Below are 11263 nucleotides of genomic sequence, written 5' to 3'. Positions count from 1 at the left end.
CCCCCGCCATCTCCCCCCTCGAAGCCGCTGCGCGAGTACCGTATCATCAGCAACAATGCCCGCACGATGCTGGACACGATCTACCTGCCAGCCGGTCGGCTCATCATCGACGGCAGCGCGGCCGTGAGCGATCAGTCGGCCTACACGGTCATCGTCGTGCAGCTCCTCGACCTCTACGACGGTCCAACACTGTATCTGAACGCAAACTACGACGCGACGAGCGTGCCGGTGCCCAAGGGTGTCGGGCCCGTCAACGGCAAGGTCGTCCTTACACAATAGAACACTGGCTGCCAGAGATCTATCCAACCCGACCGTAGGCCTTTGCCTCGTCGACAGTCGCAAGCGACCTTTCTGATGTTTGCAAAGGGTCGAATGCGGACCCTCGATGTAGGTACCACCCGTCAGGGTTCGACCATCAACGAACGCCCCCCCGGCGCTCGGCGAACGAAATCGCCGTCGCACGGATCACCTCGGCGGCCCGCTCGGCGCCGGCGCGGTCGACGTCGAGATGGGTCGTGACCCGGATCTGGCTGCCGATGGCGCGGATGCGGACGTCGTGCGCGAGGCAGGCCTCGGCGAAGTCCGAGGCGGTGACGCCGAGGCCGGCGACGCCGAAGCACAGGATGTTCGATTGCCCGGCCGTCGGGTCGAAATGCAGGCCGGGCACGTCGGCGATCGCCGCGTGGATCAGCCGGATATGCGCGTTGTCGGTCTTCAGCTGATCGACGTGGTGGTCGAGCGCGTAGAGGCCGGCGGCCGCGATCACGCCGGATTGGCGCATGGCGCCGCCGAGGCGGTACTTCCAGCGCCACGCCTCGACGACGAAGTCGCGGGCGCCGCACAGCACCGCGCCGACCGGGCAGCCGAGACCCTTGCTGAGGTCGAGCCAGACGCTGTCGAACCCCTCGGCGTAGTCCTTCGCCGGGATGCCGGTGGCGGCCACCGCATTGAGGAGACGGGCGCCGTCGATATGCGCCTTGAGGCCGTGCGCGCGGGCGATGTCGCGGATCGCCCGCATGTCGGCCAGGTCCCAGACCGAGCCTCCGGAGAAGCTGGTGGTCTGCTCGATGGAGACGAGGGCGCTGCGCGGCGCGGTGCGCGCCGGCGGACGGATCGCGGCCCGGAACGCCTCGGGCGTGTAGACGCCCGCCGGCGTCGGGAGCGCCCTCACCGAGACGCCGCCGATCGCGGCCGAGCCGGCGGCTTCCGTGTTGTAGATGTGCGACTGGTCGTCGACCACGATCTCGTCGCCGGCCCGGGTCTGCACCAGGATCGAGACCAGGTTGCACATCGTGCCGGAGGGCATGAACACGCCGTCCTCCTGGCCGAGCAGCGCCGCGACCCGGTCGCAGAGCTCGCGCGTCGTCGGGTCGGAATCCGACTGCTCGTCGCCCACCACCGCGCGCGCCATCGCCTCCCGCATGCCCGGCGTCGGCCGCGTCTGGGTGTCGCTGTAGAGATCGATCGTCACGGGAAGGCTTGCCTCTGGGCGGGGTTGCGGCGCCATAGTGCCATGGCCGCGCGGGATCGCGAAGGCGATGCGCGCCATCTTTCCCTAAAAATGAATTTTGAATACATTTAGGAGAGGCGGCCGCGTTCGGTCGCACGGAGGGCCGAGCAGGTGGCGGTTGGAACGGCGCCCCAGGGTGCACGACAGGGCGCACGCGTCGCGGGGCGGAACGGAGCGGGTCTGGCGCGGCGTCTCGCCGAGGCGTTGCAGGGCGAGGCCCGGTTCGACGCCTTCACGCGCGGACGCTACGCGACGGATGCCTCGATCTACCAGATCATGCCGGCCGGCGTGGTGCTGCCGCGGAGCGCGGCCGACATCGCCGCGACCCTGACGATCGCCGCCGAGCACGGGGTGCCCGTGATCATGCGCGGCGGCGGCACCTCGCAGAACGGGCAGCCGATCGGCTCCGGGCTGGTCGTCGACTGCTCCCGCCACTTCAACGGCATCCGCGACTACGACGCCGAGGCCGGCACCGTCACCGTCGAGCCAGGGATGGTGCTGGAGCGCCTGAACACCCGCGTGAAGGCCGACGGCTGGTTCTTCCCGGTCGAGCCCTCGACGGCGACCCGCTGCACCATCGGCGGCATGGCCGGCAACAATTCCTGCGGCGCCCGCTCGCTGCGCTTCGGCAAGATGAGCGACAACGTGCTCGCCATGGAGGCGCTGTTCCACGATGCGGAGGCCTTCGGCTTCGGGCTGACCGGCAACGCGTCCGACGGCGTCACCGGCTCGGCCCGCGCGGAAGACCTCGCGCGCAAGATGATCGCGCTTGCCGAATCGGAGCGCCAGGAAATTCGAGACAGATACCCGAAGGTCCAGCGCCGGGTCGGCGGCTACAACCTCGATGCGCTGATCGAGGCGCGGCCGAACCTCGCCCACCTGCTGGTCGGCTCCGAGGGCACCCTGGCGGCGACCACCGCGGTGACGCTGAAGCTGTCGCGGCTGCCGGCGCACCGGGTGATGGGGGTGTGCCACTTTCCGTCGTTCCGCGCCGCGATGGAGACCACGCGGCACATCGTCGACCTCGACCCCGTGGCGGTGGAGCTCGTCGACAACAACGTGCTGGTGCTCGGCGCCGACATCCCGCTGTTCCGCGCGACGCTCGCCGACATCACCCGCGGCACGCCGAACTGCCTTCTGCTCGCGGAGTTCGCCGGCGAGGATCTCGCCGGGCTGAAGCGCGACCTGAAGCGCCTCGACGCCTGCATGGCCGACCACGGCTTCCCCGACGCGGTGGTCGAGATCCACGAGCCGTCGCGCCAGAAGTCCGTATGGGAGGTGCGCGAGGCCTGCCTCAACATCATGATGTCGATGAAGGGCGATGCGAAGCCGGTCTCGTTCATCGAGGATTGCGCGGTGCCGCTCGAGCACCTCGCCGACTACACCGACGCCGTCACCGACGTGTTCACCAAGCACGGCACGCGGGGCACCTGGTACGCCCACGCCTCGGTCGGCTGCCTGCACGTCCGCCCGATCCTCGACATGAAGCTGGGCGGCGACGTCGCCAAGATGCGCGCCATCGCGGAGGAGACCTCCGAGCTGGTGCGCCGCTACAAGGGCTCGTATTCCGGCGAGCACGGCGACGGCATCTCGCGCTCGGAATACATCGCGCCCCTGTTCGGGCCGCGCCTCGCCCGCGCCTTCGACGCGGTGAAGGACGCGTTCGACCCGGAGAACCGCCTGAACCCGGGCAAGATCGTGCGCCCGCTCAGGATGGACGACCGCACGCTGATGCGGTTCGCGCCGGACTACCGGGTGAGCGAGCCGCAGGCGACGGCCCTCGACTGGCCCGAGGCCGGCGGCTTCGGCGGCGCCGTCGAGATGTGCAACAACAACGGCACCTGCCGGAAGCTCGCCGGCGGGGCGATGTGCCCGTCCTACCGCGTCACGCGCGAGGAGCAGCACCTGACCCGCGGACGGGCGAACTCCCTGCGGCTGGCGATCTCGGGCCAGCTCGGCAAGGACGCGTTCACGTCGCCCGAGATGAAGCGCACGATGGACCTCTGCGTCTCGTGCAAGGCCTGCCGCCGCGAATGTCCGACCGGCGTCGACATGGCGCGGATGAAGGTCGAGTTCCTGCACCACTACCACGCCCGCCACGGCCTGCCGCTGAAGGACCGGCTGATCGGCGCGATGCCGCACTACGCCGGCATCGCCGCCCGGCTCGCGCCGCTGCTCAACCTGCGCGACCGGGTGCCGGCGCTGGCGCGGATCTCCGAGCAAGTCGCCGGCCTCTCCGCCCGGCGCTCGCTGCCGCGCTGGCGCAGGCCCTGGAAGGAGACCGGCGAGCCGGCCCATCCGCAGGACGTGGTGGGCGAGCACCGCGACGTGATCCTGTTCGGCGACACCTTCAACCGCGCCTTCGAGCGCGAGAACCTGGAGGCGGCCGAGCGGGTGCTCGTCGCCGCCGGCTATCGGCTGCACCGCGTCTTTCCCGCCAAGGGCAAACGCCCGCTCTGCTGCGGGCGGACGTGGCTCGCCTCGGGCCAGACCGACCGGGCGCGGGCCGAGGCGCGACGGACGCTCGACGCGCTCCTGCCCTTCGTCAGGGCCGGCGCCCGCGTCGTCGGCCTCGAACCATCCTGCCTGCTCACCTTCCGCGACGAGTTCGTCGCCCTGCTGCCCGGGCCGGACGCGAACCTGCTGGCCAAGCAGAGCCTGCTGATCGAGGAGCTGCTCGCCGCCGATCTCAAGGCCGGCCTGATCGCACCGGACTTCGCCGACCAGGGGGGCCGCGTCGCGCATCTGCACGGCCATTGCCACCAGAAGTCCTTCGGCGCGATGGGCGCGGTCGAGAGCGTGCTGCGCAGCGTGCCCGGGCTCGACGTGCGCCCGATCGAATCGAGCTGCTGCGGCATGGCCGGCGCCTTCGGCTACGGCGCCGAGACCATCGACACCTCGCTGGCGATGGCCGAGCTGTCGCTGTTTCCGGCCTTGCGCAAGGCCGGCCCCGGCGATCTCGTGGTCGCGGACGGCACCAGCTGCCGCCACCAGATCCACGACGGGCTCGGGTTGGAGGCAGAACATGTGATCAGGATCCTGGACCGAGCCCTGATGCCTCGACACTGATTTCGGAGGCGCCTAAACAGGGGCGCCTCCTGCTCGCCCGCGATTGCATCGAACGCATGAACAAGATCGATCCCGGCCTCGGCATCAATCGACGTTATCTTCACGACGAGGTGGCGGACCGGATCCGGGCGCTGATTCAATCCGGGGAGATGGAGCCCAAGGCGCGCGTCAACGAGGGCGAGCTCACCGAACGCTTCGGCATCTCGCGCACGCCGCTTCGCGAGGCGATCAAGATCCTGGCCACCGAAGGCCACCTCGAGCTGCTGCCCAATCGCGGGGCGCGGGTCGCCAGCATCTCCCAGGTGGAGATCGAGGAGATGATGGAGGTCATCGCCGGCCTCGAGGCGACGGCCGCCGACCTCGCCTGCCGCACCGTCACCGAGGACGAGATCGCCGCGATCCAGGCGGATCACGACGCGATGGTCGGGATGTGGAAGGCCTCCGACGAGGCCGGCTACTTCCGCCTCAACCGCCAGATCCACGAGGCGATCATGGCCGCGAGCCGCAACGCGACGCTGGCGGGGATCTATCGCAGCCTGTCGGGCCGCATCCAGCGCTCGCGCTACTCCGCGCACCAGACGCCCGAGCAGTGGACCCGGGCGATCGAGGAGCACGACCGCATGGTGCAGCTTCTGCGGGCCCGCGACGGCACCGCGCTCTCCCAGCTGATGCGCGAGCACATCCGCGGCAAGAAGCCGGTGATCGCCGCCAATTTCGGCGAGGCCTCCGCCGACCTGCCGGCGGACGCCGCCGACTGAGGCTTTAGTCGGTGTCCGTCATCTCGAACCAGAACGAGGCGCCCGGCAGGCCGGTGTCGTTCGGGTAGTGGAACGGGATGTCCGGGCCGCCGGCGGGCGCCGCGAACACCCGTTTCACCCGCTCGCCGAAGCCGGCATCCTGGCAGAGATAGGTGATCGGCGCCGTGACCTTGAACGGCGGCCGTCCGCACATCAGCATCGCGGCGAGCAGGTATTGCTCGTTGTAGAGCCGGTAGTTCCATGCGGTCGGGTAGTCGTCGGGGATGAAGATGTCGTGGATGTGCACGATCACGCCCGGGACCAGCCGCGGCAGGATCTCGAAGAAGAACACCACCACGTCGGAGTTGGCGAAGGCCCGGTGCGACCCGTCGAAGAACAGCACGTCGCCGGCCTGCAGCGCGTCGAAGACCGCGAGGTCGCAGACCTCGAGCGGCTGGCGGATCACCCGGTCGCAGATCTGGTCGATGTGCCGGCGCGGGTTGGGATCGATCGAGGTCATCCGCGTCGGCAGCGACAGGGCCTCGACGGCGTAGCGGGCGAAGCAGGTCGAGGTGCCCGAACCGATCTCGACGTAGCGCGCCGGCCGTTTCCAGGCGAGGAAGGTGACGAGGGCCGCCGCATCGAGCGCCGTGAACCAGGTGTTGTTCCAGCACGGCGCGGTCGGGTTGGCGATGTCGGGCGCGTGGGCGACCCCGTGGATCAGCGCCGCGTGGTCCTCCAGCGCCGACACGAAGCGCTCGTAATCCGGGCGGCCCTGGTCGAGCACCGTTCGCAGGCGGCTGTGCGGAAGGGTCTGCGGCTGCCAGCGTGCCTGCGGGGCGACCGGATAGTAATCGTGGACGGTGTGGCTCCACCGGAACGGATCGGTGCTCGCCCGGAAGATGTCGAGACCCGCCTTCCGGCCCGCGGTCTTCACCAAGTGCTTGAGCATCGACGACTCCGACCCGCACGCCCCAGGACGAAGGATCGTACCATCAAAAACAATCTGTGGTTGAGTTGTTCTGCGTAGACGCCCGCTCCGATCGCAATCGCGGTAAATGCAATTCCCGCTGCCCGCCCGAGCCGGATGGTTCCGTCCGGTCGGTGGCTCAGGCGGCGTTGCCGAGGGAGCGCAGGCCGGCGACCAGGTCTGAGAAGCGGTCGCCCTGCACCACCACGTGCGTCCGCAGCCGTTCGGCGGCCGCCGCGTCGTCGCCGCCGACGATCGCCGCGACGATGCTGTCATGCTCCGCCAGCGACTGACCGAGCCGATGCCGCGTCCGAAGCTGCAGGCGGCGATAGGGCGCGAGCCGCCGGCTAAGCAGGCGCGCCTGCTCGGCGAGGAAGGCGTTGCCGCAGGCGCCGTAGACCACCGCGTGGAAGACGTGGTTCTCCGCGTAGTAGCCTTCGGTGTCGCCGGCCGCGGCGGCGGTCTCGCAGGCCGCGAGCGCCGCCTTTAGCGCAGCCTCGTGGTCCGGCGTCAGGCGCCGGGCCGCGAAGCGGCCGCAGGCCGCCTCCAGCTCGGCCATGGTCTCGAACATCGCCAGCAGGAGTTGCGGCTCCGGCGCGCTGACGATGGTGCCCTTGCGCGGCTTGGTCTCGACGAGCCCGGTGACCGCCAGTTGCAGCAGCGCCTCGCGGATCGGCGTCCGGGACACCCCGAACCGCTCGGCGAGAACGACCTCGTCGAGGCGCGCGCCGACGGCCAGGCGGCCGGCCACGATCTCGTCCTCGATGGTCTGCCGCAGGCGCTGTGCCTGGCTCATCGCCGAACCCCTCCCGGGCGCAACGTTTTCTCTCAGCTCATTATGCAGGGGCGTTGACAAAATATACAAGAGCCCCTTCAATGTATACCAAGCGTTGCATCACGTATATTGTGCGGCGCAAAACAATACAGTCGCGATTGTGCGACGCGGGAGAAACATCATGATGCCGACCCGACGCGCCCTCCTCGCCGGCGGCCTCGCCGCGCCGGCCCTGCTGCGCTTCGGCCTCGGCGCGGCCCAGGCCGCGACCGTGCTGAAGCTCTCCCATCAGTTCCCGGGCGGCACCATCGACGAAGGCGACTTCCGCGACCGCATGTGCCGGAAGCTCGCGAAGGCCGTCGGCGAGCGCTCGAAGGGCGCGCTGGAGGTGCAGGTCTATCCCGGCTCGTCGCTGATGAAGACCAACGCCCAGTTCGGCGCGATGCGCAAAGGCGCGCTCGACATGTCGCTCTACCCGTCGCCCTACGCCGGCGGCGAGATCCCCGAGCTGAACATCGGTCTGATGCCGGGGCTGGTGACCTCCTACGCGCAGGGCGTCGCCTGGAAGGCGGCGCCGGTCGGCCGCAAGCTCACCGAGATCCTCGACGCCAAGGGCATCATCCTCGTCTCCTGGGTCTGGCAGGCGGGCGGCGTCGCCAGCCGCGAGCGCCCGCTCTACGCGCCGGCCGACGCCAAGGGCCTCAAGGTCCGCGGCGGCTCGCGCGAGATGGACCTGATGATGAAGCAGGCGGGGGCGGCCACCCTCTCGATCCCGTCGAGCGAATCCTACGCCGCGATGCAGACCGGCGCGTGCGACGCGGTCATCACCTCCTCCACCAGCCTGATCTCGTTCCGCCTCGAGGAGCTGTCGAAGGCGCTCACCTCCGGCCGCGAGCGCTCGTACTGGTTCATGCTCGAGCCGATCATGATGTCGAAGTCGATCTTCAGCGGCCTGCCGAAGGACCAGCAGGACCTGATCATGACCGTCGGCGCCGAGCTCGAATCCTTCGGCCAGGACGGCGCCAAGGCCGACGACACCCATGTCGAGCAGGTCTTCGCGAAGGCCGGCGCCAAGGTGCAGAACCTCGACGAGAAGACCATGGGGCAGTGGCGCGACATCGCCCGCGACACGGCGTGGAAGGACTACGCCTCCAAGAACGCGCAGTGCGCCGAGCTCCTCAAGCTCGCGGAGCAGGTCGCATGAGCGCGAGGCAAGCGCAGTCCTGGCCATCCGGCCAACGACCGGCAAGCGCGAATGCGCGCCGCGGCCGGTGCCGCGGAACGCTCCCGAGGCGTCGGCATCGGGAGCACACACGATGAGCCACGCCTTCGACGCGGCCTCGGCCGCCTCCGAGACGAAGGCGGTCGCCGAGCCCCGGATCCCCGGCGCGCTCGGCGTCATGGATCGCGCGATGAAGCGCCTGAACGGGGTGATCATGGTGCTCGGCGGGCTGGCGCTCGTCGGCGCCTGCCTCGTGCTGAGCTACAGCGTGGTGATCCGCTACGTCCTGCACGAGCCGACCGACTGGCAGGACGAGATGGCCGTGTTCCTGATCGTCGGCGCGACCTTCTTCTCGGCCGCCGCGGTCCAGGCCAAGCGCGGCCACGTGGCGATCGAGGCGCTGACCGGGTTCCTGTCGCCCAAGGTCAACCGCGCCCGCCTGCTCATGGCCGACGTGATCAGCTTCGTCTTCGTGGTGTTCTTCGCCTGGAAGAGCTGGACGCTGTTCCACGAGGCCTGGGTCGACGGCCAGGTCTCGCAATCGAGCTGGGGCCCGCCGCTCGCCATCCCCTACGCGCTGATGGCCGTCGGCATGACGCTGCTCGGCATCCAGTTCGCCGTGCAGATCGTCCAGGCCCTGACCTACGGCCCGAACTCCGCCGGCTGGGTCGCGCCGAAGATCGGCGTCGGCGCCGACCTGAACAAGGACATGCACGGGCGGCCCGACGCGACGCCGCGCGGCACCGACCCGATGGGCGACACCGTCGACACCGCGAGGATCACCCGATGAGCACCGCCGCGATCGGCTTCCTCTATGCCGGAGCCACCCTCTCGGCGATGCTGGCCGGCATCCCCATCGCCTTCGCGCTCGGCTTCGTCGCGCTGGCGTTCATGTTCTTCTTCATGCCGTCGGCCTCGCTCGATACCGTGGCGCAGAACGTCTACGAGGAGATGGCCTCGATCACCCTGCTCTCGATCCCGCTCTTCATCCTGAAGGGCGCCGCGATCGGGCGCTCGAAGGCGGGGCAGGACCTGTACTCGGCGATGCATGCCTGGATGCACCGCATCCCCGGGGGGCTCGGCATCGCCAACGTCTTCGCCTGCGCGCTGTTCGCCGCCATGGCGGGGTCCTCGCCCGCGACCTGCTCGGCGATCGGCTCGGCCGGCATCCCCGAGATGCGCAAGCGCGGCTACTCGCCGGGCTTCGCCGCCGGCATCATCGCGGCCGGCGGCACGCTCGGCATCCTGCTGCCGCCGTCGATCACCATGATCCTCTACGCGGTGGCCGCCGAGCAGTCGCTTGGGCGCCTGTTCCTGGCCGGCATCGGGCCGGGGCTGCTGCTGGTGGGGTTGTTCGCGGCGTGGGCGATGTTCCGCTTCCGCGCCGAGTACGCCACCGCGAAGGCCGCCTACGAGCGGGGCGGCGTCCAGTCGCCGATCCTCGCCGAGGACACCTACAGCATGCGCCAGCGGTTCGAGACGCTGCCGCGGGTGCTGCCCTTCGTGGTGCTGCTCACCGGCGTGATGGTCGCGCTCTACGGCGGCTACGCGACGCCCTCCGAGACCGCGGGCCTCGGCGGCCTCCTGGCGCTCGGCCTGATCGCGGTGATCTACGGCGTCTGGCGCCCGCGGGACGTCAGCCCGATCCTTACCGCGACCCTGCGCGAATCGACCATGCTGATGCTGATCATCGGCATGTCGCTGCTCTACGCCTACGTGATGAGCTACCTGCACATCTCGCAGTCGGCCGCCGCCGCGATCGTGGCGATGCAGCTCTCGCCCTGGGTGCTGCTGGTCACGATCCTCGGGCTGGTGATCGGGCTCGGCTTCTTCCTGCCGCCCGTCTCGATCATCCTGATGACGGCGCCGATCATCCTGCCGCCGCTGAAGGCCGCGGGCTTCGACCTCGTCTGGTTCGGCGTGGTGATGACGATCACCATGGAGATGGGCCTGATCCACCCGCCGGTGGGGCTCAACATCTTCGTCATCAAGAACATCGCCCCCGACATCCCGCTCTCGGACATCATCTGGGGCACGCTCCCCTTCGTGGTGCTGATGGCGGTCGCGATCCTGATCCTGTGCCTCGTGCCGGGCATCGCCCTGTGGCTGCCGGACCTGCTGCTGCCGTCGACGCGGTAGCGCGGCCCTTCTCCCCTCTCCCCGCACGCGGGGAGAGGCCCGAAGGCACCTCGTCGTGCCTGCGGGAAGCGGAGGCGAAGCCGTAGCGAGGGTGAGGGGGTGGGGACGAACGAAGCTCCTTCGTCGAAGCCCCCTCACCTTCGGCTGCCGCCGCGCCGCGCCGACGACGAGGTCGTCGCGGCCCTCTCCCCGCAGGCGGAGCGAGGGGATGCGCGGCGAACGGGCGACCCAATGCGGATCGAGCGAGGTTCGATCGCCCGTGCGGGAAAGCGGATCAGCGCCCCTGCCAGTCCGGCGTGCGCTTGGCGAGGAACGCCTCCATGCCCTCGCGAAAGTCGCGGCTCATGTAGCAGCTGAGGATCAGGTCGTCGCCGGGCTGCGGCTCGCCCTCGGGGGCGGCGGCCTCCTCGGCGAGCCGGCGCAGGCCTTCCTTGGTGGCCTGCATCGTCAGCGGGGCGTGGCCGGTCAGGAGCGTCGCCAGCTCCGTCGCGCGCGCGGCCAGGGCGGCGGCATCGGCCACCACCTCGCCGACGAGGCCGATGGCGAGCGCCTCCTCGGCGCCGACGAGGCGGGCGGTGAAGATGATGTCCTTGACCCGCGCCGGGCCGATCAGGTCCGACAGGCGCTTGAGGTTGCCCTGCGACAGGCAGTTGCCGAGCGTGCGGGCGATCGGGAAGCCGAAGCGGGCGTCGCGCGTGGCGATGCGCAGGTCGCAGGCGGCGGCGCTCGCCGCCCCGCCGCCGGTGCCGGCGCCCGCGATCGCCGCGATGGTCGGCCCCCGCCTCCGCGCCAGCGTGCCGCGCCCCCGGTCCATGAAGCGCGCGTAGCCGAGCGCGTCCGC

The 11263-nt window shown here is 70.0% G+C and carries 9 protein-coding genes and 2 pseudogenes; 7 read left to right on the top strand and 4 right to left on the bottom strand.

The genetic code is table 11. The features are described from left to right. Window positions 1-279, top strand: a pseudogene (locus FV230_RS29770) (hypothetical protein); the annotation flags it as partial. 136 nt (window positions 280-415) lie between these two features. On the opposite strand, the gene FV230_RS17490 reads toward FV230_RS29770, so the two are convergent. Continuing rightward, on the bottom strand, window positions 416-1507 hold the full coding sequence (locus FV230_RS17490) for a threonine aldolase family protein (protein ID WP_147843310.1): 1092 nt from the start codon (window positions 1505-1507) through the stop codon (window positions 416-418). 114 nt (window positions 1508-1621) lie between these two features. On the opposite strand from FV230_RS17490, the gene FV230_RS17485 reads away from it, so the two are divergent. Together FV230_RS17485 and FV230_RS17480 are read left to right on the top strand one after the other, a co-directional pair. After that, window positions 1622-4579 carry an FAD-binding and (Fe-S)-binding domain-containing protein gene (locus FV230_RS17485; protein WP_147843309.1) on the top strand — a complete coding sequence of 986 codons (2958 nt, stop codon included), beginning with the start codon at window positions 1622-1624 and terminating at the stop codon, window positions 4577-4579. Between the two features lie 56 nt (window positions 4580-4635). After that, the gene (locus tag FV230_RS17480; RefSeq protein WP_147726689.1) at window positions 4636-5337 is read left to right on the top strand and encodes a GntR family transcriptional regulator; all 702 of its coding nucleotides are present in this window, start codon (window positions 4636-4638) and stop codon (window positions 5335-5337) included. A 4-nt stretch (window positions 5338-5341) separates the two neighbouring features. Here FV230_RS17480 and FV230_RS17475 read toward each other — a convergent pair whose 3' ends face one another. Beyond that, the gene (locus FV230_RS17475; RefSeq protein WP_147843308.1) at window positions 5342-6268 is read right to left on the bottom strand and encodes a class I SAM-dependent methyltransferase; all 927 of its coding nucleotides are present in this window, start codon (window positions 6266-6268) and stop codon (window positions 5342-5344) included. A gap of 157 nt (window positions 6269-6425) precedes the next feature. After that, a complete protein-coding gene (locus tag FV230_RS17470) occupies window positions 6426-7082 on the bottom strand; it encodes a GntR family transcriptional regulator (RefSeq protein ID WP_147843307.1) in 657 nt (218 codons plus the stop codon). 160 nt (window positions 7083-7242) lie between these two features. Between FV230_RS17470 and dctP the strand changes: the two genes are divergently transcribed. From dctP to FV230_RS30820, 4 genes and pseudogenes are all read left to right on the top strand, one after another. Further along, window positions 7243-8265, top strand: a complete 1023-nt coding sequence (dctP, locus tag FV230_RS17465) for a TRAP transporter substrate-binding protein DctP (protein ID WP_147726682.1) — start codon at window positions 7243-7245, stop codon at window positions 8263-8265. A gap of 112 nt (window positions 8266-8377) precedes the next feature. Then, window positions 8378-9073, top strand: coding sequence for a TRAP transporter small permease (locus FV230_RS17460; protein ID WP_147843306.1), 696 nt, complete (start codon window positions 8378-8380; stop codon window positions 9071-9073). Next, complete coding sequence (locus FV230_RS17455) at window positions 9070-10422, top strand: TRAP transporter large permease (protein ID WP_147843305.1); 1353 nt, start codon at window positions 9070-9072, stop codon at window positions 10420-10422. The genes FV230_RS17460 and FV230_RS17455 overlap by 4 nt, the downstream gene beginning before the upstream one ends. Window positions 10423-10429: 7 nt before the next feature. After that, window positions 10430-10635: pseudogene (locus FV230_RS30820) on the top strand (hypothetical protein); the annotation flags it as partial. 61 nt (window positions 10636-10696) lie between these two features. Here FV230_RS30820 and FV230_RS17445 read toward each other — a convergent pair. After that, the coding region (locus FV230_RS17445) for an enoyl-CoA hydratase-related protein (RefSeq protein ID WP_147843304.1) at window positions 10697-11263 on the bottom strand (567 nt) is incomplete at its 5' end.

It is taken from the genome of Methylobacterium sp. WL6 (assembly GCF_008040095.1).
Taxonomy (GTDB): domain Bacteria; phylum Pseudomonadota; class Alphaproteobacteria; order Rhizobiales; family Beijerinckiaceae; genus Methylobacterium.
This window is presented reverse-complemented; position numbering and strand designations above follow the sequence as displayed.